A 25,235-nucleotide genomic window follows, 5' to 3' on the forward strand; every position below is an offset into this window, starting at 1 on the left:
GATGACGTTACGTTCCTTACCTCAAGATATTAGACAGTATTTGATAGTTACCGGCAATTACTGGACATTCACGCTCACCGACGGTGCTTTAAGAATGTTAGTGGTACTGCATTTTCATAAGCTAGGCTACAACCCGTTGGAAATTGCGATGCTGTTTTTGTTTTACGAGATTTTCGGCGTTATCACCAATCTGGTGGGGGGCTGGCTCGGCGCTCGGATCGGGTTGAACCGAACAATGAATATTGGTCTTGGTCTACAAATAATCGCTTTATTAATGTTGGTTGTACCGGCAAATTGGCTGAGTATTCCTTATGTTATGGCGGCGCAGGCGCTCTCTGGGGTAGCCAAAGATCTCAATAAAATGAGTGCTAAAAGTGCCATAAAGGCGATTGTAAAATCTGGTCAGGAAGGAACGTTATTTAAGTGGGTGGCAATACTTACAGGGTCTAAAAATGCGCTCAAGGGGGTTGGATTCTTTCTTGGTGGCGTACTGTTGACATTACTCGGCTTTACGGAGGCCATGTGGGTGATGGCTGCCGCTTTGATGGCGGTGTGGTTTTTGAGTATGATCTGTTTGAAAAGTGAACTGGGGAAATCTAAGCATAAGCCAAAATTTACTGAGGTATTCTCAAAAAGCCGAGCAATTAACCGCTTGTCGGCTGCACGCCTATTTTTGTTTGCTGCCAGAGATGTTTGGTTTGTTGTGGCATTACCTGTGTATCTGTCAAAGCAATTTGCATGGGATCATTGGTGGGTTGGTGGATTTATGGCGACGTGGGTGATCGGATATGGATTGGTTCAGTCTTTGACACCAAACTTGCTCAACCGTGATAGCTACGCCCATAACCCACAAGCAGTTGCTATTTGGGCGTTTTATTTGGCTATTTTACCTATGGCTATTGCGGTATCACTTTACACAGAACATTGGCCTAACATTACGCTTGTGGGAGGGCTATTACTTTTTGGTGTTGTGTTTGCGATTAACTCCTCAATACACAGCTATCTAATTGTTAGCCTTGCAGATAGTGATGGCGTATCACTAGATGTCGGCTTTTATTATATGGCCAATGCGATGGGAAGATTAATAGGGACAGTTTTATCCGGTTGGGTATTTTTGCACTACGGATTGGTTGCCTGCTTGGTGTTATCAAGCCTCTTTTTGATATTAGCAGGCTACACGTCAAAAAGGATCTAAATGTACTCGTTTTGTATATTTGTTGGCCTTTTAATGTATTTATGCTCTACTTGTACCTGGATTATTCATAGTAATTATTAAGGAAAATATAAGTGAATAAGAATATAGCTAGAGCAATATTTACGTCAATTTGTCTTCTTGGCTTGGCGTATGTATCCGATGCTGAGTCTGCGACGAGAAAAATGTATGACTCAGAATTATGTTACACATGTGATACAGGAAATGCCCTGAGTTTTGCAAAGAAGTACGAGCCTGAAATAACGTGTTATGAGCACGGTGGTTCAGTTGATCATAACGACTCTCAACGCTGTTATTCAAACCCTAAAGATGTATTAATTATTAATGCAAACACAAATCAAAAGTGGCTGTATAAATTATCGCATTCAAACCAAGGTGGATGGCGCCATGAGCTGACGAATAACCTGCAGGCGGTTGCTCAGACGGTTCCTCATGATGCTAGTAATTTAGCGGATGAATTGATTAAGTACTATGATGCTTGGGATCGGGCAACAACCAAAGTTTCCCAAGAGTACAATTCATCTAGTATGCAATCCACGCTGGCTATCAGTACTAACACTATACTCCAGCAAATGTTATCTGAAAATAATTGTGAAAATGAAGCTTTTACCCGAGTCGCCAAACTAGCCTTTGACGGCAGGACAAAAACGACGCTGCAAGAACGTACAGAAAAAGCACTAATTGAGGAGTATGGTAGCTTAGGGGCGGCATTTGAGACTACTCGTATGACTCAGTTTGGCTACACGGTAGGTGTGGGCAATGTTGGATTCTCAGGTCAAGCAGAGTACGTACCAAAGAGAAGGATGATTGACTTAAAATTTCATGATGCCATCAATGGTAATCATCGAGTGGTGTATAACTTAGACTTTAGTAAAGGTATTCGCATGGATTTAAACAAAGACATGACGAAATTTGGCGGAGTCTCAGTGCGTTCACTGCATCAAAACCCAGCTAGCCGAAATAAAGTCTCAAACTGCATGCTTGAAACACTTAATATATATAGAGAAGCGAGTGTGAAAAGTAGTGGTACTTCAGGTGGTGGAATTGACTTACCGCCCGCAGTTATGGAGAGTCGGGTGAAGAGTTTTGTACATGGACATTCTATGACCCTTGGGGCGAGATACTTTTTACAATGATGGGAAGTTGCCCGTTATTTCCTAAGTAAAACAGGAGTACAGGTCGGTTTAGCACCTGTACCAAAAGCAATAGTTAGCTTTTCGGCTGCTTATTGCTTTGATAAGACCCGTTCTGAAATCCTCCACCATCAAAGTGAAGACACCTAAAATGAACTGAACAACAGGTCAGCCTACTGCAAACAAATTTAGTGTAGCAGCAAGGGATAACCGCAGCTAGGGAACAAATGATTACCCAGAGTTACGGTTTATTGAACCTTAGCGCCTTTCGTCTGAGGTTAAATAACTGGAAATAATAGATTATTATCGCAACTCCGTTTAAAGCGAATTAGTAATAAGGTATGATGCGCCTCACTTTTATTGCAAATTGTTATCATACTCAATGACATTAGATAAACTCCCCAAAAATAGCACCGCGACAATTACTTCATTAACCCACCCTGATACCGCGCTGCTAAGCCGAATAATGGCACTTGGTATTATTCCTAGTGAGCAAATAGAAGTGGTCAACGTCGCCCCACTTGGATGCCCGTTGCAAGTGAAAGTGGGTGATACCTTTGTGAGTGTGCGTAAGGCCGACGCACAGTTCGTGGAAATTAATACCAATTTGACTTAATACTTGCTCAATTTGAAGGAGCAAATCTGACGCTAACCGCGTTAAAAATTTCTTATTTAGAACAACTAAATAGCAAAATTTTTGCCGGGTTATCGACAAGATTTTCTCGCCTCCAAATAGACCACTTAATTAAGAAAATTGGCTTAAAACGTTATAATTTGAGAAGGTCATCGCGGATGAAAATTGCGTTAGTGGGTAACCCAAATTGCGGGAAAACCACAATATTTAACCGCCTAACAGGTTCAAAACAAAAAGTTGGAAACTGGCCAGGTGTTACAGTTGAAAAGAAATTTGGCTATTTTGCTTTAGAAAACACAAACGTAGAACTGGTTGATTTACCCGGGCTATATAGCATGGAGCAGATCGAGCCAAGTCAAGATGAACAGATCGCTTGTGACTTCCTAAAGCAAAATGAAGCCGATGTCATTATTAACATTGTAGATGCCGCTAACTTGCAGCGAAATCTGATATTAACGTCACAACTTAAAGAGTTAGGTAAACCGATCATCGTTGTGGCGAATATGGTTGATGTTGCGACTCAGCGAGGTCGGACACTTGATTTACCACGTTTGTCTGAACAACTAGGTTTACCAGTGGTGGCATTTCATGGAGCAAAAGGCACAGGGCAAGAGAAGCTGTTGGAGCAGCTTATTGAAATCACTCGGTTTCCTAGTAAGCCTGAGGGAGCAGAGCCTCCGAAACTTGAGCATGATCCATTGGAAAAAGCGATCGCACGCCATCAAGCGGTTAAAAAGCTAGCGGCTGGTGTAAGCACTATCACGCCAAAACGTGCAGATACAACAGAAACCCTTGATAGAGTAGTGCTGAATAAATGGTTAGGTGTTCCAATTTTTTTAGCCATGATGTACTTGATGTTCACGATAGCTGTGAACGTTGGTGCTGTTTTTATCGACTTTTTTGACATCGCCGTAGGTGCCATTCTCATTGATGGTGTAAAAGTGTTACTTGCAGATGTTGGTGCACCTCAATGGCTTGGCGTGTTACTTGCTGACGGATTTGGGGCAGGGGTTCAGCTAGTCGCTACTTTTATTCCAGTGATAGCCGTATTGTACCTTTGTTTGTCAATATTAGAAGATAGCGGTTATTTGTCTCGTGCCGCATTTGTTATTGACCGATTGATGTCCTCCATTGGGCTGCCAGGTAATGCGTTTGTTCCTTTGATTGTTGGCTTTGGTTGCAATGTACCTGCGGTGATGGCTGCTAGAACCATGGGGCGAGAATCAGACCGCTTATTGACAATTGTTATGGCGCCTTTCATGTCGTGTGGTGCGCGGTTAACTGTTTATGCGTTATTTGCTGCGGCTTTTTTTCCAACCAATGGTGCCAATGTTGTCTTTGGGTTATACCTACTAGGTATTTTAGTCGCTATCGGCTCTGGCTTTTTGTTCAGAAAGCAGGTGTTTAAAACCCAAAAGTTACCTTCTTTTACTGAAATGCCAGCTTACCATATGCCCATTTGGCGAAACATATTGATGACGACATGGCAGCGTTTAAGCGGTTTTATAAAACGTGCGGGTAAGACGATTGTGATGGTAGTTATTTTGCTAAGTGCGTTAAATTCAATTGGGACTGATGGCTCATTTGGTAATGAGAATACTGAACATTCATTACTGGCAAAAACGGCTCAAATCGTCACGCCAGTGTTTGAGCCTATTGGGTTAAAAGAGGAAAACTGGCCTGCAACGGTTGGAGTGGTTACAGGTATGTTTGCCAAAGAGGCGATCGTTGGCACGCTGGACGCACTTTATACAGGCTCAGCTGAAAATAATGACGCTTTTTCATTACTTGATTCAATGCAAGCAGCGTTAATGTCCATCGTTGATAATAGCAAAGACCTAATCGCCAACCTTGGCGATCCCTTGGGATTGAATGAACTTGATAGCGGGGAAGACAATGGCGCTGAGCTACTTACTGCCATGGCCGCTAAGTTCAACGGTCAGATTGGCGCATTTAGCTACTTGGTATTTATTTTACTCTACACGCCTTGTGTGGCCGTGCTCGGTGCAATAAAGCGTGAATCTGGTAGTAGATGGATGTGGCTGGTCATAGGCTGGACGACCTCAATTGCGTATATTATGGCAACGCTTGTCTATCAGTATAGCCAATTAGCGACATCAACGTTAAGCGCATCTTTATGGATAGTTGCTATGTTACTGTTTGGGTTCGCGTGGTGGAAAGGGCTTTCCGCGCTCGGGAATAGGTTGAATCAGCCCCCGACATACCCAATAGAGTTGCATTAACCTGTTTAACTGACGACACTTTGTGTGTCGTCAGTTATCTGTATCTCATTATTCGATAGTTATCTGCCACTTAATCTGGACTTTGGATAGCTAATGCCTTTCTAACATCCTGTTTTATCGCTAACCGCGTGCATTCACCTCACATAGCAAGAGCAGTGCGCGGCAGCGGTATTGCCCTTGCTATGGTGAGATAAAGAAATAATTTAATGTAATTTTAAAAATCAGGAATTAGCTCACTTGCTATCCAAACTTCAGGTAATTTAAGTGTGTCGACTGTGGCATACTGCTTTAACTCTATGTTGGCAGCATTGAAGTGGTGATTATAGTTTATAATTTTAGAATAGTGCATTTATGTAGATTAAGTGGTTAAATTAAGATCGTAAATTATAAAATATTTTTATATTGTTGTTTTTAATTTTATCTAGATCAAGTTTTTTATTATTTCCTCTTGTTTGTGTTTATTTATCTGTTATCTTTGCTCCGAATTTTGTGACTAACCAAAGGAAATTAATATGTTACTTAAATTAAACAAAAAACCAATGAAGAACCTGAGTACAGCTTCAGCTAAATTAAACCCTCAACAAACACCACAAGTTGCTGGTGGCGCAGGCATTGACACGCTTATGTGTTTAAGAACAATGCAGTGTCCTAAAACATGGCAATGTGCGTAAAATAAATGCAGCGATTAAAAATCAACCTAAAATCAATTTTTTCATGTCATTATATTTTTTAAATATTAAATTTATAGTTTATTTAATTTTATATTAAATTTTATGGCATAAATAACCTTTCCTTCTTGGTTTTAGGCTTGATATTTTTAGTAGGCTAGTTTTTAGCCTACTATCTGATCCTCTATACAAGTATTCCCTCTTTATGTACAAAATTATGTAATTTGATGTGGTAATGGCATGTTCTTATCGTCTTAACAGAACCTTGGGCAAAAATTATCTACAAAAAATTTTACTTTTCATTGTCCGTCTGATCGCTTACTTTAGTAGCCTATTCGTTATCAAGGGAGCATTGAATGATAATCACAGACACCACACAAATACTCACTCATCTTGATAAAATACACGCACTGATCTCTGGCTCTTATTGGGCGAAGCAGATCCCCAAATCTCTTTTGGAAAAGTCAATTAGAAATAGCCTAAGTTTTATGTCTGTTGATGATGAGGGTCAATTTCAAGGGTTTTGTCGTGTGATAACGGATTACGCCACATTTGCATATTTGGCTGATGTGATTGTTACAGAGCAAGAAAGGGGTAAAGGGGTGGCTAAAACTATCATGCAAGCCGTGATGACCCACCCAGAGTTACAGGGTTTAAGAAGATTTATGCTTGCGACTGCAGATGCTCACTCTCTATACAGTAAATTTGGCTTTAAAGCGATTGAGGACCCAAGTATCTTAATGCAAATAAACCAACCCAATCTTTACGCTAATTGAAATGAAATCACCTATCAATGCTCGGTTTTAAATGATTATCTCATTACATCAGTAAGTAAACCTGATATCAAACACGTAATACCAATTTGACTTAATACTTGCTCAATTTGAAGGAGTAAATCTGACGCTAACAGCGTTAAAAATTTCTCATTTAGAACAACTAAATAGCAAAATTTTTGCCTTGCCTATATGGATGTAGGTACCTTAGCGATAGCAGGACGCGGTAGCGGAGTTATCGATAAGGTTTTCTCGCCTCAAAATAGACCACTTAATTAAGCAAATAGGTATAATCCATTTTTTGGATGACTACGCTGGAACTGCAATAAAATCAGGCTTTTAAAAACGCTTATTGTTTGCTTGGTTGGTTGCAATCGTTCGGCGAATTGGCTCATCATGATCACCCAGTGATACTGAGAAAATGTGTTTCGTACATTCACCTTAGTGTAAAAACTGGATTATTCTTGCACCCCAAAACATAATAAAGACAACAATAAAATGGGATAAAACGACTATGCTATTACTGGCTACTATCTACCTTGCTGCAGCAATATTGGCGGTGCCAATCGCCAAACGCTTAGGGCTTGGCTCCGTGCTTGGCTATTTACTAGCTGGTATTTTAATTGGGCCCCACCTTTTGCACCTTGTAGGTGAACAAACAGACATTATGCACTTTGCTGAGTTTGGTGTGGTGATGATGCTGTTTTTAGTCGGACTAGAGCTGCAACCCAAAAGGCTCTGGACGATGCGCCGATCGATAGTTGGCCTCGGTGGTTGACAAGTGCTGATAACAACCGCTGTTCTTTATGTTGCAATTGATTTAGCGCTTGGCTTTTTGTGGCAACAATCAATCGCAATTGCGTTAATGTTAGCACTCTCTTCTACGGCTATTGCACTTCAGACGTTAAATGAAAAGGGTTTGATTAAACAATCGGGCGGTCAAAATGCGTTTTCTGTATTGTTATTTCAAGATATCGCAGTGATCCCTATTCTTGCGATTATGCCGTTGTTAGCATTTAGTGATTTAGCCGTGAGTGATGGACATGGAAACTTATTACATACTTTTCCTACTTACCTTCAAGTCATTATTTCTGTTTTTGTCATTTTAGCTATCATCGCTGCTGGGCACTATGTTGCCGCGCCATTATTTCGATATATCGCCAGTACTCGAATGCGCGAGTTATTTACCGTGGTTGCGCTATTTATTGTTATTGCAACCGCGCTATTGATGCAAAGTATCGGGCTATCTCCTGCGCTTGGGACATTTCTTGCGGGGGTTGTCCTCGCGGAAAGCGAATTTCGCCATGAATTGGAAGTCGATATTGAACCCTTTAAAGGGTTACTCCTAGGGTTATTTTTTATGACTGTAGGGGCATCAATCGACTTTTCTTTATTAGCAGAAAAGTGGCTATTTATCTTGGCTTCAGTCGCACTATTAATGGGATTGAAGGCGGCTATTTTATATTTGTTGGCAACAGCATTTTCACTGCACAAGCGAGCGAAATGGTTATTTACCGCAGCGCTTTGTCAAGGCGGTGAATTTGCTTTTGTGCTACTTTCCGTGACTGGTAGCTTAGCAATTCTAACACCTGATCAGGCCGCCCTAGTTACACTGGTGGTTGCGGTATCTATGCTTGGCTCGCCGCTCATTTTTATTCTTTACGATAAAGTGGTAGAGCGTCAGGCTAATACGACTCAAGAACAAGACAGCGTAGAGACGATGGAAGCGACACAAAATGTGATTGTGGTCGGTTACGGTCGTTTTGGTCAAGTGATAGGACGTTTGCTCCATGCACAGGGTTATCACTTGTCGATTTTGGATCACAGTCCGAGTCAAATAGAACTACTACGTCGCTTTGGCAATCAGGTATTTTATGGCGATGGTGCAAGACTAGATTTGCTTGAAGCCGCAGGAGCTCATGATGCACAAATGCTGGTTGTAGCGATTGATGAACCAGATAAGACCCTTGAAATCGTCAGGTTGGCACAGCAACACTTTCCTCATCTAAAGCTTGTAGTTCGTGCAACGGATCGTCGTCATGCCTACCAGTTAATAAAACTGGGGGTCACCGCTTTTGAGCGTGAAACGTTTGTCTCTGCGGTGAAGTTAGGTGAGCAGGCGCTCAAATTATTGGACCACAGTGATGAAGATGTCGAACGAGCGGGCGATCTATTTACTCAACACGATGTTGAGTCGATGCACATACTCGCTGACGTGTGGGGAGACGATGAAAGTTACGGTATTGCAATTCGTCAGCGGATGGCTGATCTGAAACAAGTACTTCAGGCTGACGAAAAAGCACAAGAAGATCTTAATACCTGTCATGGTGAACACTGCGACGATAAAACAAAAGAAATAACACCCTAGGCTAAGTAAGTATGCTAAGAGTAACGCTAGAGCAATGGCGAATGTTTAAGGCGGTTGTGGAATACGGTGGATTTAATCAAGCTGCTAAAAAAGTACACAAAAGCCAATCCAGCATCCACACCGCGGTACATAAAATAGAACAAGGGCTTGGCGTCAAGCTCTTTACAGTGCAGGGGAGGAAAACACAGTTGACGGAAGCTGGCGAGATGATGCTTCGCCGTGCAAATTTCCTGTTAGAAGAAGCTGCTAAAGTTGAGGCAGTAGGGCAGACATTGGGAGAGGGAATAGAAAGTCAATTACGCATTGCGGTTGATGAAATTTTTCCACAGCATTTACTGTATAAAGTGCTAGAGCAAACGTCCAATCAATACCCTTTATTGCGCATAGAGCTTATGGAGTCAGTCCTTACCGGGGGATCGGAGTTATTGCAAAATACAGATGTGGACATTGCAATATCACCTGTTGTTTTATCTGACGGATTCAGTGAAGAATTATGCCACATTGAGTTTGTTGCTGTCGCGAGTCCTGATCACGCTCTTCACCGTTATGAACGTGACCTCACTCTTGAGGATTTAAAATCACACCGACAAATTGTTGTGAGAGACTCAGCGATAGCCCGCAAAAAAGATGACGGTTGGCTCGGCGCTCATCAGCGCTGGACAGTAAGTCATATGACGACTTCTATTGATATGATAACCAAGGGATTGGGCTTCGCTTGGCTGCCAATTCCTGCAATTCAAGTTTTGTTAGATACTGGACGTCTAAAACCCCTCCCTTTGCTGCAACAAAGCCAACGAAAAGCACAGCTTCATCTAATTTTTAAAGATGGTGACAGACTTGGGCCCGCAGCACGTACGTTTATCGGTGAGTTAAGATATCAATGTATGCAGCTTGAAGAGGTAATGTGATAACGCGCAAATTGGCCGACTTAAAAGAGGTGTGAATGACAGAACCGTTACAACTTGTTGTAATTGCGCTTGTTGTGCTACTAAGTGGTATCTCAAAATCCGGTTTTGCAGGCGCACTAGGGGCGTTTTCTGTACCGCTGCTGCTGATGGTATTAGAACCAAAGGATGCAGTAGCCTTGATGCTACCGATATTGATAGTAGCCGACGTATTTAGCCTAAAAAGCTACTGGAAACAGTGGAATGTCGATGAATTAAAACGTTTGTTGCCAGGCACACTGCTGGGGATCGCTCTGGCGACAATATTTTTGCAAGAAGTCAGTGAGTTTTGGTTGACCATAGTTATCGCATTGATGAGTATCGGGTTTGCGTTAAAGAGTATTGTGGCTAATAAACAGCCAGAGCAAAGCTTACGCTTTTTCTCTCAGCATGTTTTGGCAATAAGTACATCTACTATGGCTGGTATTTCTACAACGCTAATTCACGCTGGTGGTCCGCCATTGATGATTTATTTTAACGCGCTCAGAGTGGCGCCCGCAGCATATATCGCGACCGTTGCAGTACTATTTGCTTTAATGAATGCCGTGAAGCTAGTAACTTTTACTGCCTCAGGATTGTTACAGCTAGAGCACTTCTTGTTGGCCGTTTGTTTTACTCCAATTGCCCTAATTGGTAATCGGCTTGGTGTTATATTAGCCAAAACATTACCAAGGCAGCAGTTTTTGTCACTCATGAACTGGCTCTTATTAATACTAGGATTAGCGCTAGTAATAATACCGATTAGACTTTATATTTGCTCAATTTGAAGGAGTAAATCTGACGCTAACAGCGTTAAAAATTTCTTATTTAGTACAACTAAATAGCAAAACTTTTGCCTTGCCTACAGGACGTAGGTACCTCGGCGTGAGCAGGACGCGGAAGCGGTGTTATCGACAATATTTTCTTGCTTCAAAATAGACCTCTTAATTAAGATAATTGGTATAAACCTGAGCTTGGGATGACTTTACTGTCACTTACAAGCTCAGGACGTAGGTTTTTGGGCGTTTAGTTTTAGTGTTTATTGCTGCTCTTCCATCTCTTTTTGATACTCCTGTGCAAGTTGCGATTTTTCACTTTTATCAAGTACCTTACCCGCACGCTGGAAAAATGCTTGCTCTTCGTCAGCTAAATGATGTTCGACTTTATCTTTGAGCTTTTTTAGTTTGCCAAGCCAACTGGGATCTGAAAACTCCGTATTATCTAGTGCCTCAATTAACTCATCGATTTCATGGTGCTCCGCGATACCGTGACGAGAGTCTTCAATCGTCATGTCGCTGTGCATTAATGGAGCGTAAAAGTACCGTTCTTCTGCGACAGCATGTGCCTCTAGCGCGTCTTTCAACTCTTGATAGTACTTTTCGCGGACTTTTGAATCACCGGAAGTCTCCGCTAACATGTTTAGAAGCGCACGTTGATGATCATGATCTTGTTTAATCGCGTTAAAAATTTCCATACCGGTACCTCGGGTTGTCTAGTTTAAAAGGTTAATTTGATTGTTTTTCCTGAAAAATGACATCAACTTGGCTCTGTGAGCCTCATTGTTGGCACAAATGATCAGCAGCCACTTGCCTTGTGCAACTTTTGATAACGCTGCCTGATTAAATGGGTCTTTGTCTGGGCGTAGCGATACTAAGCCTGATGCGAATAACCCCAAGAACAAGCCCGGACTGAGCAGTGCAATAAAGGTCAAGTAGGGGTTTGCTTGAGTAAACATTGGCCCATAATTGACTAACCATCCTGCTATCAAAAATGCCAAGATGAGTCCAATCGCGCCTAAATAGATATGCCAATTGAGCATGTTACTCGCCAGCTCGGGATCAGGTTTGCTAATTAATTGCTTTTCAGGGTCGCTTTGCTGGGGGCCAAGTAATGTTAGTTGTTGTTGCTGAACTAAACGTTCATTGAGCAATTCATCTTGTAATTGCCTTACCGCGGCTTTTTCCGACAAAACGGCGCCAACTCTATGATCTGAAAAGGATAAAATTTCTACACTCGTCACAACATTTCCCTTAACTATTGATGTCTTAGCGAAAGAGTTGCAAGCGTTATACCTAATTATTCAAGTATATGAAATATAAGTGTAATTTTATCTTTCATACGATTTCTAGTTGGCTAAGAGTCATTGATTGAGTAGGGATTACAGAGTAGAAATTACACATTTTGATATAACATAACTTATTGAATGTTTTAAGAAAGGGTAGACTGTTATATTCCCCGTTCTGTATCAAATTTTTTACATTTATATCGATGTGAAATATAAAGCTCTCCCCATTTTTAGTACGTATTTTGAGCAAACGCATGAAATTATTGCATAAATATTTAAGGTGAATTAAATATTATTAAAATGTTAACTTTGGGGTTTATTTATTTTCATTGCTGCCTAGTCTAATAAGACATGGGAAGCCAACATGTGTTTCCCATGTCTTCTGAAGTTGAAGGAGAAAGAAGTCATTTGTTATCGCTGGATGTAAAAAGCGAGAAAGTAAAAGTGACGATAAAACAACAATACTAGGAGTGTAATAAGTGAAATTATCTACAGTAACTATGGCTACAGCATGTGCAATTGCGTTTACGTCCTTGAGCGCTCAGGCTGCAACAAAACAATACTTAAATCAAAAATCAGATCTAAACACAATGTTAAAGTCGGCGTCTCAAACTGTACTCAGTACGCAGCCTAAGGTGCTTATTGGGTTAGAAAGTGCAAGCCAACTTAAAGAGTTAAAAAGCTTTAGCAATAAAAAGGGTGAAACGACCACACGCTTTCAGCAAACCTATCATGGCTTACCGGTGATCGGCGACACCGTTATTCTTACATTCGATGACGCTGGTACATTAAAAAAAGCACATGGTGCAGCGGTATATAACATTGCAGCGGATCTTGCTGCCGTTAAACCAACGCTTAACGCAGCTAAGGCGTTAAAAATGGCTGAAAAGCAGTCTTTGCAAAGCGAGAAACAGCACAAAAAGCACAACGAAAAGTCTCGTTTAGCAATTTGGCTCGATAGCAACTCGACAGCACGATTAGTTTATGAGATCACCTTCGTTACCTACGGGGATGAACCGAAACGCCCATATTTAATTGTGGATGCAAACACCGGCGAAATATTAGAAAGTTTTGACAACTTACAACACGCTAACGCAACCGGCCCGGGCGGTAACGAAAAAACTGGCCGCTATGAGTATGGTACTGACTACGGGTACTTGGATGTAGCACAGTCAGGCAATACGTGTTCGATGACTAATGCGAATGTTAAGACCATTAATTTGAACCATGGTAGCGGTGGATCTTCAGCACACAGCTTTACTTGTCCAGAAAACACCTTTAAAGAAATCAATGGCGCTTATTCTCCATTAAACGATGCGCATTATTTCGGTAACGTTGTTTTTAACATGTACAATGATTGGCTTGGTACTGCGCCGCTTTCATTCCAGCTGCAAATGCGCGTTCATTACAGTAACAATTATGAAAACGCATTTTGGGATGGTAGCGCGATGACCTTTGGTGACGGTGCCAATACTTTTTATCCTTTGGTCAGCCTAGATGTCTCTGCTCACGAAGTAAGCCACGGATTCACCGAACAAAATTCTGGCCTAGTATATCGCTATAAATCTGGTGGCCTAAACGAAGCCTTTTCTGACATGGCGGGTGAAGCGGCTGAATTTTATATGAAAGGCAGCAATGACTGGTTAGTAGGACAGGATATCTTCAAAGGTAGCGGTGCATTACGTTATATGAATGACCCTACCCGTGATGGCCGCTCTATTGACCATCAGTCGAATTATACATCAAGCATGGATGTCCACTACACATCAGGTGTGTTCAATAAAGCATTTTATAACCTTGCAACCACAGCTGGCTGGGATACTAAAAAAGCCTTTATCGTGATGGCTAAAGCGAACCAAATGTATTGGACAGCGAATACTGATTGGGATTTAGCTGGTAATGGGGTAATGGATGCAGCTTGTGACCTAGGCTATGAACCAAATGATGTAAAAGCCGCGTTAGCTGCGGTTGGCGTTAACTCTGACCTAAGTGCAGGAAGCAGCTGTTCAACAACACCGCCTCCACCTCCAGGCGGTGATGAAGAGTTAGTTAATGGTCAACCGCGTACCGATATTGATGGTGCAGCAAAAGCTCAAATGTTCTTCACGCTTGATGTGCCCGCTGATGCGACGAGCCTAAATTTCACAACTTCCGGTGGAAGCGGTGATGCGGATCTTTACGTGAAGTATGGCTCTCGCCCAACACTGAGTAGCTATGACTGTAATAGTACCACGTCTACAAGCAACGAAAGCTGCGATATTAGCAATATTCAAGCCGGTAGATACCACGTTATGGTAGAGGCATGGAACCAGATCTCTGGGGTGACATTAACAGGCACCTATAGTGCAGCCGGTGGAACGCAACCAATTGATCGCACTGAGTCTAATATTGACGTCGCTTCTGGTGGTTGGGCTCGTTTCACACAGGAATTAGCTGCGGGTTACAGCAACCTTGAAGTCAACATTTCTGGTGGCTCAGGTGATGCTGATCTATACGTCAACTTTGGTTCTCAATCGACAACATCAAGCTATCAATGCCGTCCGTTTAAAAACGGTAACAACGAGAGCTGTACAATTGCGAACCCACAACAAGGTACATGGCACATAGATTTAAGAGGTTACAATGCAGCAAGCGGCGTAACTTTGAATATTAAAGCGAATTAATCTGCCAATTCAATAGGGAGCGTAAGCTCCCTCTTACTTTTTAGGGCGATGGACTAATAACGTGAGCAACTGGTTAGTAATACTTTTCGCTTCATGCTTTGTAAGCACTTGATTGCAACTAATACCAATTTGACTTAATACTTGCTCAATTTGAAGGAGTAAATCTGACGCTAACAGCGTTAAAAATTTCTTATTTAGAACAACTAAATAGCAAAGTTTTTTCCTGGTTATCGACAAGATTTTCTCGCCTCAAAATAGACCTCTTAATTAAGAAAATTGGTATAACTTCAGCAACGACTGTTATGGGTAAGCAAGCCTAAAACAATACGTTGATTAACCTGAGGTTTGGATAAGAAATATTCCAATTCATTGTTGCTAAAGCACAACGCAGTTAACGCTAAGACTGACTGCAAGAAAGGCAGTAATTATCGGCAGCTCAAGTTTATTAATATCGCGCCAAACGATACTTAGTCTATCAACCATGATATTTCTCATTTGAACACGCTGATTTATATTGATGTATTTGGATAAAGATTAGGTTCAAGTGAGCAGAGGATACAACAATGAATGTTACCACCCCATTACTAATGAGTATGGCTTGCCTAAGTTGTGTAGCCATAGCATCTGAGGAAATATGGATCACCATGGATGCGGATTCAAGCCAACATTTTCAGGTGCATAACTCAATAAGAGGCAACCACTTTGAACAACTTTCGATAGCCAATAGCGACATTAAAGCGCTCAAAGTCCCAGAACATTATCACAGCGAGCTAAGTGCATTTATGCATGATGAATATCACCGCTGTGGTGGATTTGTAGCTCATGATTCTCTTGAAAGTGCGCAAAGCTACTTAGCGCAACTTGAAACCATAGATCCAGCGGCAACGTTGGTCAATTACAGCATTGATAACCCCGAGCGAGTCAATAGTCTGCTATCTAAGGTCAATACTGCTAATTTAAGTGCCACGGTTAGCTCACTGACTAGTTTTTATAATCGTTATTACACCTCACAATCAGGGATTGATGCTGCGCAGTGGGTAAAACAAAATTGGTCTGACATTGCGGCCAGTCGCTCAGATATTACAGTTGAATACTTCTCTCACAGCTGGGCACAGTCATCTGTAATTGTCACCATCGCTGGGAGTGAGCTTAGCGACGAAATTGTGGTGATTGGTGGACACCTTGATTCTATCAATCAGTCCAATAGTAGCGGCTTGGCACCCGGTGCTGACGATAATGCGTCAGGGATCGCGGTATTAACACAAGCGCTTAAAGCAATTGTTGCTGATGGATATAAACCACAACGTACTATTCAAATTATGGGTTTTGCCGCAGAGGAAGTGGGTTTACGTGGCTCCAAAGCGATTGCTCAGGCTTACAGTTCACAAGGTAAAAATGTAGTAGGGATGGCGCAGTTTGATATGACAGGCAGAAATGGTAGCAGTGCAGACATCGTGATGATGACAGACTATACCAATAGCGCTCAAAATCAGTTTCTAGGTCAGTTGATAGAAACCTATTTACCCAACCTAACTTATGCTTACGACCAATGTGGCTATGGCTGCTCTGATCACGCATCTTGGTATCAGCAGGGTTTTCCAGCTTCAATGCCATTCGAGTCTAGAATGTCAGATATTAATAGAAAAATTCATACAACAAACGACACTGAATTTGATGCAACTCATGCGCAAAAATTTGCCAAATTGGCGTTGGCGTTTGTTGCTGAAATCGGTAAGAATGCAGGAGACCCACCTCCTCCTTTACCTGATAATAAACTCGAAAATGGTGTTGCGAAAACGGGCATTTCAGGCAATGCGAAGAGCCAACAGTTTTTTATCATGGAGGTGGCAGAGGGGGCATCTAACTTAAGTTTTAGCACTTCAGGCGGCTCAGGTGATGCTGATCTTTACGTCCGATTTGATGCAAAGCCAACATTAGAAACGTATGACTGCAAAAGTACTAATTCTACTAGTAACGAGCAATGTGATATAACAACGGCACAGGCCGGTACTTACCATATAATGGTGGAGGCGTGGAACGCTATTTCAGGCGTCAGTCTGCTAGGCAAATATGATACCTCCAGTGGAAACCCTCCTATTGACAAGACCGTAGAAAACATAGCAGTTGCCAGTGGCCAGTGGCAATACTTTACCCAAGCGTTGGGTGCTGGATATCAAACGTTAACAATCAGTACTTCTGGCGGAACCGGTGATGCTGATCTTTATGTTAATTTCGGTACACAACCCGATACTGGTACATATCAATGCCGACCATACAAAAACGGCAACAATGAACAGTGTACTATTTCAACGCCACAAGCCGGTACTTGGCATATCGGTTTGCAAGGGTACCAAGCTGCGAATAATGTCACACTGAGTATCAGCGCTAACTGACGCCAGCTCGCAGTATCAAAAAAGTAGCTGATAACGATAAAAATACATTGATGTATCAGTGCGAGGAGAAAATCAGTCACTAAATAGGTTTAAATTTGCTATTTAGAACAACTAAGTAGTAAAGCTTTTACCAGCTTAAAAGGAACCAACTGCGGTGTTAGTGACAAGGTTTTCTCGCCTTAGCATAGGCCATTTAATTAATGGGTATAAAGATGTGATTTTATTGACATGTGGCTTCTGTTAGACTCATCGAGTCTGCTCAGGAGTCACATGTGTCGCATAAGTTCTCAATTAAGATATTAATTTACTTTTTACTATTATTGTGTGGGCTTTGGATAAGCTATTTTTTTAATGTCAAGCAGGATGAAGAGCGAATACTCAGCCAGACTAAAAGTAATTTGGAAAAGCTCAAGGGGTACGTTCAAGCTGAGTTTAGCCGTTACCAGGCGATACAATCTCAATTGAGTCAAAGTCCTTTGGTAAAGCTTGGCCTTCAGCCAAAAAGCGATGACAATGACAACGAACTCGATCGTTACCTTCAAGATATACAAATCTCCAGTGGTGCATCAGACATCTATTTACTAGACCTTAGCGGCACAGTGATCGCCAGCAGCAACTGGGACAAACTACATAGCTACAAGGGAAGCAATTTTGCTTTTCGTCCTTATTTCTACCAAACCATCAAAGGCGATGCCAATGTATCGTTTGCTCTGGGATTGAGATCTAAGACACGAGGCTTTTACTTTGCTAACCCTGTGTATGAGGACAGTTTGCTGTTAGGTGTAGTGGTCATGAAAGTGAATGCCAGTAAATTTGAGTCAGACAAAGCTCAACTAGATACCGGCACCAATAGCCACTTCTTAATCGCAGACAGTAATAATATTGTACTTGCATCGAATGTAGAGCAGTGGCGTCTGGGAACATTATTGGCATTATCGTCAACTCAACGTGAGCGAATCACTGTTGCAAGACAGTTTGAGAATGAGCCTCTAAAGCCTATTGGCTGGCGCGAATTGTCTGACAACCGAGCGTGGAGTGCGACGCACCTAGGGGAAGTGTTAGTGCAACAACAAGTACTCTTGCCGCAATACACGCTTTATTTGTTATACGAGGTGGCAGCAATTAAGTCAGCGCAGTGGGGACGGCTTGGGATCACAGCACTTATCCTGATAATTATATTCGCTGTCGCTGAGTATACATTGAGTAAGCTTACAGGCTATCGACAACTACTATACAGTCAGCGCACGTTGGAAGCTGAAGTTGCATATCGTCGGCAGGAGTTAGAGCATGCGCAAGATGCGTTGATCCGGGCGGCAAAACTTGCCACCATAGGGCAGTTGAGTGCGAGTATCAACCATGAGATAAACCAACCTCTTAGCGCCATGAGTGCGTATGTTGCAAGTGCCAAACGTCTTGCACTAAAAGGCGAGGTGCAGCCTGTTGTCGAAAACATGGTGTTGATTCAATCATTGATCACCAGAGTGCACAAAATTGTTGCGCAATTAAAGTCTTTTAGTCAGCATCATGATAATAAAATGCTGACGACTAGCCTCAAGCATTCAGTAGATAACGCTCTGGTGATAGTTGGCCCAGAGCTAAAGCGCACAGGTGTTGAAGTGCAATGCGAAGGCTTAGCGTGCAATATCTGGGTAGACCCATTTAAATTTGAACAAGTGTTGGTCAATATCATTAGTAACGCCTGTCAAGCACTGACTGAGCAGCATCAAAAGCGTATAAAAATATGTGCCCAAGCCCATGAAAGTAAAGTACAGCTGTCTATTATTGATAATGGCGAGGGAATTAAGCAACATGCTTTATCGACTATATTTGAGCCGTTTTTTACTACTAAAAGTGGTAACGGGTTAGGACTTGGATTGTCTATTTCAAAACAAATTATCGAGTCGTTTCAGGGTCAATTGAGTGCCCACAATCACCCCCAAGGTGGTGCAGAATTTTTAATTAGTTTATATATGAAGAACCCGCAGCATGACTGAAAACAAGACGTTGTTAATTATTGATGATGAACCAAGTATCCTCGATGCGCTCAAGCAGCTATTCGAAATTGAAGGATATGAAGTCCATTGTTATACCAATGCCGCTCCTGCCTTAAAAAAACTCTCGCGCCAATTTCAGGGGGTGGTGCTGTGCGACATTAATATGCCTGAAATGAATGGCATCGAGTTTTTGGAGCAATTAACTCAATTTGATTCTGAGCTACCGGTGGTGTTTCTCACAGGATATGCTGATGTAGAGGTCGCGGTTAAGGCTATTCAGAAGGGCGCTTATGACTTTTTTGAAAAGCCAGTGTCTGAACCTCTTTTAGACTGTATAGAGCGGGCGCTTGATAAGCGCCGCTTGGTGATGGAAAACCGCGCTCTTAAAGCTCAAGTGAAGAAGAAATCAGCCCCAGGTGTTAGGATCCTCGGTGAGACAAAGCAAATGCAACAAATGCTGCATTTACTTGATGCAATTATTGATACGCCAGCAGATGTATTAATCGAGGGTGAAACTGGCACAGGAAAAGAGCTGGTTGCACGTTATTTACACGACCACAGTGAGCGTTCTAAGCATAACTTTGTGGCCATAAACTGTGGTGCAATTCCAGAAGAACTTATAGAGAGTGAATTATTTGGAGCTAAAAGCGGTGCATATACTGGAGCAAAGGAGTCACGCGAGGGAAAGTTCTCTTTTGCTCAAGGAGGTACTTTATTTTTAGATGAGATTGAAGCAATGTCAGCTGCGCTGCAAGTTAAGCTGTTGCGAGTGCTTGAAGAGCGCAGTGTAACGCCAGTGGGTAGCAACATTTCTATCGCGCTTGATATTAGAGTGGTTGCCGCAACCAAAGTAGAGTTGCATGAACTTGTCGAGCAAGGTAAGTTCCGATCAGATCTGTACTACCGACTGAATCTTGTAAAAGTGAAGATCCCACCGCTGCGCTCGAGGAAAGCAGATATTCCTTTACTTTATAAGCATTTTAGCTCAATAGCAGCCACGCGGTTTCACAAGCCAATGCAACCGATAAGTCCAGAGCTTGAATCGCAACTATTGGCTCAGCCTTGGCCGGGTAACGTCAGGGAGCTACGCAATCATGCTGAACGACATATCTTGCTTGGTGGAGCGATGAGTGACAGCAGCATCAACCCAACTTGGTCTGAAGACACGCTAAGCTTGGCTGAAAAAGTCAGTTATTATGAGCAGTCTCTGATTGAGGAAGCCTTGGCTCAAAGCCAAGGCAGCATCAAAGAAGCCATGAGTTTGCTACAAATCCCAAGAAAAACACTTTACGACAAGATGAATAAATATGGCTTAAATCGCACTATGTTTGCTGGTGGGGATTAGCTTTTACGTGTAGCCACTCCCTCTTGATGTAAACTAAGGGCAGATTTAAACCACTGCTCAGTTAACCACTTCACACTACGCTCAATACATTCATAGTAATTAGGGGTCGTTGGCCTTTGCTGTTTGATTTTTGTTCCTCTGCATGTGTTTTGAACGCAACGCTCGACTTATCGCCTAATAATCCTAGCAAACGTTGAGTAACAATGAACAAAACGCATTCAGATGAACCCGAATGGCTGCGCTTGATTGGCATTTTATTGTGTTGCCCGACAAGGATATGGGGTAAGGTGACTTTGCAAAAATGGAGGAGACCCATATATGAACTTCGGATAATTAAAAGGTCTGTGAGCTTGCACGAGTGTGGGTGAAGTTAGTGACAAACATAAAGGTTGCGTGTGTGGAAAACCGCACACTATGTATCAATTAGTTGTAGTGAATTTTTATATCTTCATGATTCTAAATTAAAAAATAATGCTGGTCTCAGAATTGCGTTACACCGAGTGACAACAATCAAAAAAATGAGATAAGCAATGACAGCAAGTAAATTTATCGTGGCTGTGTTAGCCACATCAGCGACCGCCAGTGTGATGGCAGCAGACTATCGTATTTACGGCAAAGCAGAAGTCCAAATCGCAAATACGGATAAAGGGGTCATGCGATACACTAAAGCTGGGACGCAAATTGATGCACCGTTTTCAAGAATTGGGGTAAAGGGCGAGCATACGTTAGCAAGTGACCTAAAACTTGTTTATAAATATGAAGTGCAGGTAAAGGGCTTTGAACATGACGACACAACAGAGCCATTTTCTGCTAGAAACACCTATCTTGGCCTTGCTGGACAATTTGGCACTGTGCTAATTGGTCGCAATGATACTCGCTTTAAGTTTAGTGAAGGTAAAGTTGATCAGTTTAATGAAACACAAAGTGATATCGCCCAAGTCCTTGCTGGACAAGATAGAGTTGGAGACTCAATTACATACACTTCGCCAAATTGGAATAATATGTCGTTCTCTCTCACTTATACTCCAAAAGATGATGCGAGTAATGAACAAGCAGGGTTTGCTGCGACAGCAATTTATGGCGATCGAGCATTAAAAAATAAACAGTATTATATAGCGCTCAGTCATACAGACAGTATCGGCAACTTGCTAGCTACGCGCATTGCTCTGGCTTACAAGTGGCAAAAGTTACAACTTGGTGCCATTATCCAAGACAGTGAAAATCTGGCAAAAGATAAATCAGGCAAGGGCTATGTGGTGAGTGCCAGTTATCAGCTAAGCGATCATTGGCGTCCTAAATTACAGTTTGCCCGAGACACCAGCGGATTACGCCATAACGAAGATGCAACGCAATGGAGTTTGGGAACAGACTATCTCTTTGATAAGCAAACTAACTTGTATGCAATGGCAACACGGCTCGACCTTGATACAGAAGATGATACGAGTATAGCGCTTGGATTGAAGTACAGATTTTAAAGGGATCCGATCATGACAGTTGAAAGTACAAAAAACAAAAGGTCGCAATTATTCTTGTGGTTAGGTCCTATCGTTATGTTGATAGCGTGTTTAACCGAGCCACCAGCAGGTATGTCCATTGAAGCGTGGCGAACCGCGGGGCTAACATTTTGGTTAGCGTCGTGGTGGATAACGGAAGCTGTCCCTATCCCTGCGGCTTCTTTGTTGCCTTTAGTGGTTTCTCCCTTGGCCGGAATAACTTCAATGAAAAGTGCTGCAGCTCCTTTTGCACACCCTTTAATTTACTTGTTCTTGGGCGGTTTTCTTATCTCTATCGCGATGGAAAAGTGGGGGCTACACAAGCGTATTGCACTCAACACCATGTTAGTCGCGGGCAGCAAACCTAGCACTCAAATTTTGGCGATGATGGCCGTCACAGCTTTTTTATCCATGTGGATGTCTAACACAGCAACGGCAGTGATGATGTTACCAATTGCGCTCTCTGTTATTCACCTAGTGAGAGAGCAAGGTGGTGACAGTCAAAGCTTTGCTAAAGCGTTACTTTTATCTATTGCTTATGGTGCCAGTATCGGTGGAATTGCAACGCTCATTGGCACACCGCCAAACGCTCTAATGGCAGCATATTTGTCGGATAGCTATCAAATAGAAATTGGTTTTGCCACATGGATGATGATAGGTGTGCCGCTATCAATCGTGATGTTAGCATTTGCTTGGTTTTGGCTAACAAAAGTGACTTATAAGGTAGACCAAGAAGCGGTAAGTATTGATACCAAGTCTCTATTTACCAGTCAGCTAGCAGCGCTAGGTAACATGTCTAGGGCTGAAAAAGGTGTATTTGCCATATTTGTGCTTGCAGCGCTTAGTTGGGTTTTTAGGCCGCTTATTGGTGATTTTACTGGTTTAAAACTATCTGACACTGGTATCGCAATTGCAGCTGCATTACTGCTTTTTGTGTTACCGGCAAAATCAAATAGTGATGAGCGCCTACTTGATTGGGAAAGCGCAGCAAAAGTACCTTGGGGAATCTTATTGCTTTTTGGTGGTGGACTGTCATTGGCTGCGCAAATTAAGTCATCAGGCCTTGCTAACTACATTGCTAACCTGTTGGCTGGCGCGGATGCAATAGGGCTGGTACTGAGCGTGTTAGTGGTTGCGGCGTTGATCACGTTTTTAACGGAAATTACCAGTAATACTGCGACAGCGGCCGGGTTTTTACCTTTGCTTGGTCCCGTCGCAGAGTCGATAACAGGCTCGCCCTTAGTTTGGGTGGTGCCCGCTGCTATTGCTGCAAGCTGCGCATTTATGATGCCTGTAGCAACTCCACCAAATGCCATCGTATTTGGGTCAGGGCAGATAAGAATAAAAGATATGATCCGAGCTGGGTTCGTGTTGAACTTGGTGGCGATATGTTTAATTACGTTTGTAACCTTGACTTTAGCGAGCGCCATACTAGGGTTTTAAAGTTGCCATTCTCCACAGGCTGTGTCCATCGAAGGGCAACTCGGTCATACGCAGCCTGTCTCAACGAGTATAAAACCAATCTTCTAACCCATTTTTTCTAGTTAACCCACCGTTTACTGTTGAATCGCTCTTAGGGGTTATCCAAAATGTTATACCAATTATCTTAATTAAGTGGTTTATTTTGAGGCTAGAAAATCTTGCCCATAACCCCGCTACCGCTTTCTGCTATAGCCAAGGTACCTAGCTCCGTGTAGGCAAGGCAAAAATTTTGCTATTTAGTTGTTCTAAATAAGGATTTTCTAACGCTGCTCACGTCAGACTTACTCCTTCAAATTGAGCAAGTATTAAGTCTAATTGGTATTAATAGACCCTAGGTTTGTTCCTTGCTATATTCGAGTCGAGTGATAGTAGGATCTTACAATGATTGAAGACAATACCAGCAATTTAATTGCCACCTTCACACAGCTAAAAAGTCAGTTTAATCAAGAGCCTTACCCGGCTATTGAGAAGCGATTGCGTTTACTGCGTGATGTGAAAAGCAGAATGTTAAAACTTCAAGAGCAGTTTGTTGCTGCCGCAGACAAAGACTTTGGCAAAAGAAGTCGGTTTGACACACTTATTGCTGATATTATGCCGTGTGTTAATGCAATTGACTACATAAGTAAACACCTGCCCCGCTGGAGTAGAAGCAAGCGTCGATTTGCAGGTATACAGTGGCTACCCAGTCGCGCTGGTATTGATATTGTGCCCAAGGGAGTAATAGGGGTGATAGCGCCATGGAATTACCCGATCCAGCTTGCGATAGTTCCTGTTATCACAGCACTCGCTGCTGGCAATAAAGCAATGCTTAAACTCAGTGAGTTTACGCCAGCAGTCAATAAAGTGATCCGTACATTATTTGATGGGCTAGATAATGAGGTCAGTGTGATTGAGGGAGGCCCTGATATTGCCGCTATGTTCACTGAACAGCCATTTGATCACTTGCTTTTTACTGGATCAACTGAGGTCGGCAAAAAAGTAATGGCAGCAGCAGCGAAAAATCTGACTCCGGTGACCTTAGAACTCGGTGGAAAATCCCCTGTCATTGTCTTGGATGATGCCGATATTGATACAGCTGCAATGAGTATCTTAATGGGGAAACTGTCTAATTCCGGACAGATCTGCGTCGCACCTGATTATGTGCTGGTTCATCATGAACAGTTTGATGCACTGGTTGCAGCATTAAAGCGCCACTATAAGAAATCCTATCAGCCCAAAGTTGGCCTCAAAAATCAAACAGCCATCATTAATGAAAGGCAGTTTCAGCGCTTAAACACCATCATTAGCGATGCTAAAAACAAGGGGGCTAATGTATGGCAGGCAGAGCCGTCTCAAGATAACCGGCAATTACCACTACATATTGTCACTGAGGTCGACAAGTCTATGCGGGTGCTGCAAGAAGAGTTGTTTGGGCCCATTTTACCGATTTTAAAGGTAGCCAACCTACAAGGTGCGATTGCATATATCAGAGAAGATACAACCCCGCTTGCAAGCTACCTATTTACGCAGTCATCAGATGCGATTAATAAGGCCTCTAGGGAGTTAGCTGCGGGTGCGCTTGCTATTAATGAAACGATTATTCACGTTGCAGTAGAGTCATTACCATTTGGTGGGTTAGGGCATTCTGGAATGGGGCAGTACCATGGCGAAGAAGGGTTTTATACTTTTAGTCACAAGAAGTCGGTGTTGCACTCTAAAAACACCAAATGGCGCAATAAGATGCTGCTCGGTCATTCTAAGTTGTTAACCAAGCCCTTAGAGTGGTTATATTTGCGAAAATAATAATAAATATGGGGCGCTGAAATGCGCAGACCGCTTAGTAGCGATGCACTGGCCTAGCTTCCT

At 42.4% G+C, this 25,235-nt stretch carries 17 protein-coding genes and 1 pseudogene; 16 read left to right on the forward strand and 2 right to left on the reverse strand.

Annotated elements, in window-relative coordinates:
• Position 1: 1 nt before the first annotated feature.
• The 9 genes and pseudogenes from arsJ (at position 2) to HUZ36_RS15665 (ending at position 10,743) form a co-directional block, all read left to right on the forward strand.
• Entirely contained in the window at positions 2-1,195 is a 1,194-nt protein-coding gene (arsJ, locus tag HUZ36_RS15625; protein WP_176033339.1) for an organoarsenical effux MFS transporter ArsJ, read from the forward strand.
• A gap of 92 nt (positions 1,196-1,287) precedes the next feature.
• Positions 1,288-2,349 carry a hypothetical protein gene (locus HUZ36_RS15630; RefSeq protein WP_254879564.1) on the forward strand — a complete coding sequence of 354 codons (1,062 nt, stop codon included), beginning with the start codon at positions 1,288-1,290 and terminating at the stop codon, positions 2,347-2,349.
• 379 nt (positions 2,350-2,728) lie between these two features.
• Positions 2,729-2,962 carry a FeoA family protein gene (locus HUZ36_RS15635; protein ID WP_176033340.1) on the forward strand — a complete coding sequence of 78 codons (234 nt, stop codon included), beginning with the start codon at positions 2,729-2,731 and terminating at the stop codon, positions 2,960-2,962.
• A gap of 176 nt (positions 2,963-3,138) precedes the next feature.
• Positions 3,139-5,223 carry a ferrous iron transport protein B gene (gene feoB, locus HUZ36_RS15640; RefSeq protein WP_147391431.1) on the forward strand — a complete coding sequence of 695 codons (2,085 nt, stop codon included), beginning with the start codon at positions 3,139-3,141 and terminating at the stop codon, positions 5,221-5,223.
• A 512-nt stretch (positions 5,224-5,735) separates the two neighbouring features.
• The gene (locus HUZ36_RS15645; RefSeq protein WP_161972751.1) at positions 5,736-5,894 is read left to right on the forward strand and encodes a hypothetical protein; all 159 of its coding nucleotides are present in this window, start codon (positions 5,736-5,738) and stop codon (positions 5,892-5,894) included.
• 353 nt (positions 5,895-6,247) lie between these two features.
• Positions 6,248-6,667, forward strand: coding sequence for a GNAT family N-acetyltransferase (locus HUZ36_RS15650; RefSeq protein WP_125253444.1), 420 nt, complete (start codon positions 6,248-6,250; stop codon positions 6,665-6,667).
• A gap of 511 nt (positions 6,668-7,178) precedes the next feature.
• Positions 7,179-9,032 (forward strand): annotated as a pseudogene (locus HUZ36_RS15655) (monovalent cation:proton antiporter-2 (CPA2) family protein).
• An 11-nt stretch (positions 9,033-9,043) separates the two neighbouring features.
• Positions 9,044-9,940: a LysR family transcriptional regulator gene (locus tag HUZ36_RS15660; protein WP_176033341.1), complete on the forward strand. Its 897-nt coding sequence runs from the start codon at positions 9,044-9,046 to the stop codon at positions 9,938-9,940.
• A 35-nt stretch (positions 9,941-9,975) separates the two neighbouring features.
• Positions 9,976-10,743, forward strand: coding sequence for a sulfite exporter TauE/SafE family protein (locus tag HUZ36_RS15665; protein ID WP_176033342.1), 768 nt, complete (start codon positions 9,976-9,978; stop codon positions 10,741-10,743).
• Between the two features lie 251 nt (positions 10,744-10,994).
• Here HUZ36_RS15665 and HUZ36_RS15670 read toward each other — a convergent pair whose 3' ends face one another.
• Complete coding sequence (locus HUZ36_RS15670) at positions 10,995-11,429, reverse strand: hemerythrin domain-containing protein (RefSeq protein WP_125253448.1); 435 nt, start codon at positions 11,427-11,429, stop codon at positions 10,995-10,997.
• Between the two features lie 18 nt (positions 11,430-11,447).
• On the reverse strand, positions 11,448-11,975 hold the full coding sequence (locus tag HUZ36_RS15675; protein ID WP_176033343.1) for a hypothetical protein: 528 nt from the start codon (positions 11,973-11,975) through the stop codon (positions 11,448-11,450).
• Positions 11,976-12,499: 524 nt separating this feature from the next.
• Here HUZ36_RS15675 and HUZ36_RS15680 point away from each other — a divergent pair.
• The 7 genes from HUZ36_RS15680 to HUZ36_RS15710 all read left to right on the forward strand — a co-directional run bounded on the left by HUZ36_RS15680 (position 12,500) and on the right by HUZ36_RS15710 (position 25,172).
• Positions 12,500-14,683 carry a M4 family metallopeptidase gene (locus HUZ36_RS15680; RefSeq protein WP_176033344.1) on the forward strand — a complete coding sequence of 728 codons (2,184 nt, stop codon included), beginning with the start codon at positions 12,500-12,502 and terminating at the stop codon, positions 14,681-14,683.
• A gap of 563 nt (positions 14,684-15,246) precedes the next feature.
• Positions 15,247-17,076 (forward strand): M28 family metallopeptidase, encoded by a 1,830-nt coding sequence (locus HUZ36_RS15685; RefSeq protein ID WP_176033345.1) that lies wholly within the window; start codon positions 15,247-15,249, stop codon positions 17,074-17,076.
• 272 nt (positions 17,077-17,348) lie between these two features.
• Positions 17,349-19,070 carry a sensor histidine kinase gene (locus HUZ36_RS15690; RefSeq protein WP_176033346.1) on the forward strand — a complete coding sequence of 574 codons (1,722 nt, stop codon included), beginning with the start codon at positions 17,349-17,351 and terminating at the stop codon, positions 19,068-19,070.
• Complete coding sequence (locus HUZ36_RS15695) at positions 19,063-20,415, forward strand: sigma-54-dependent transcriptional regulator (RefSeq protein WP_125253453.1); 1,353 nt, start codon at positions 19,063-19,065, stop codon at positions 20,413-20,415. Before HUZ36_RS15690 ends, HUZ36_RS15695 begins: the two co-directional genes overlap by 8 nt.
• A 530-nt stretch (positions 20,416-20,945) precedes the next feature.
• Positions 20,946-21,890 (forward strand): porin, encoded by a 945-nt coding sequence (locus tag HUZ36_RS15700; RefSeq protein WP_147391200.1) that lies wholly within the window; start codon positions 20,946-20,948, stop codon positions 21,888-21,890.
• A 12-nt stretch (positions 21,891-21,902) separates the two neighbouring features.
• Positions 21,903-23,351, forward strand: a complete 1,449-nt coding sequence (locus tag HUZ36_RS15705; RefSeq protein ID WP_176033347.1) for an SLC13 family permease — start codon at positions 21,903-21,905, stop codon at positions 23,349-23,351.
• 420 nt (positions 23,352-23,771) lie between these two features.
• Entirely contained in the window at positions 23,772-25,172 is a 1,401-nt protein-coding gene (locus HUZ36_RS15710; RefSeq protein WP_147391019.1) for an aldehyde dehydrogenase family protein, read from the forward strand.
• The last annotated feature ends 63 nt before the right edge of the window (positions 25,173-25,235 follow it).

The organism is Pseudoalteromonas sp. McH1-7 (assembly GCF_013366255.1).
GTDB classification, from domain to species: Bacteria; Pseudomonadota; Gammaproteobacteria; order Enterobacterales; family Alteromonadaceae; genus Pseudoalteromonas; species Pseudoalteromonas peptidolytica.

Bases quoted from the DNA above. Each gene is read 5' to 3' on its own strand.
- arsJ (WP_176033339.1), top strand. From the start codon at position 2: ATGACGTTACGTTCCTTACCTCAAGATATTAGACAGTATTTGATAGTT.
- HUZ36_RS15635 (WP_176033340.1), top strand. From the start codon at position 2,729: ATGACATTAGATAAACTCCCCAAAAATAGCACCGCGACAATTACTTCA.
- feoB (WP_147391431.1), top strand. From the start codon at position 3,139: ATGAAAATTGCGTTAGTGGGTAACCCAAATTGCGGGAAAACCACAATA.
- HUZ36_RS15645 (WP_161972751.1), top strand. From the start codon at position 5,736: ATGTTACTTAAATTAAACAAAAAACCAATGAAGAACCTGAGTACAGCT.
- HUZ36_RS15650 (WP_125253444.1), top strand. From the start codon at position 6,248: ATGATAATCACAGACACCACACAAATACTCACTCATCTTGATAAAATA.
- HUZ36_RS15660 (WP_176033341.1), top strand. From the start codon at position 9,044: ATGCTAAGAGTAACGCTAGAGCAATGGCGAATGTTTAAGGCGGTTGTG.
- HUZ36_RS15665 (WP_176033342.1), top strand. From the start codon at position 9,976: ATGACAGAACCGTTACAACTTGTTGTAATTGCGCTTGTTGTGCTACTA.
- HUZ36_RS15670 (WP_125253448.1), bottom strand. From the start codon at position 11,429: ATGGAAATTTTTAACGCGATTAAACAAGATCATGATCATCAACGTGCG.
- HUZ36_RS15685 (WP_176033345.1), top strand. From the start codon at position 15,247: ATGAATGTTACCACCCCATTACTAATGAGTATGGCTTGCCTAAGTTGT.
- HUZ36_RS15695 (WP_125253453.1), top strand. From the start codon at position 19,063: ATGACTGAAAACAAGACGTTGTTAATTATTGATGATGAACCAAGTATC.
- HUZ36_RS15700 (WP_147391200.1), top strand. From the start codon at position 20,946: ATGACAGCAAGTAAATTTATCGTGGCTGTGTTAGCCACATCAGCGACC.
- HUZ36_RS15705 (WP_176033347.1), top strand. From the start codon at position 21,903: ATGACAGTTGAAAGTACAAAAAACAAAAGGTCGCAATTATTCTTGTGG.
- HUZ36_RS15710 (WP_147391019.1), top strand. From the start codon at position 23,772: ATGATTGAAGACAATACCAGCAATTTAATTGCCACCTTCACACAGCTA.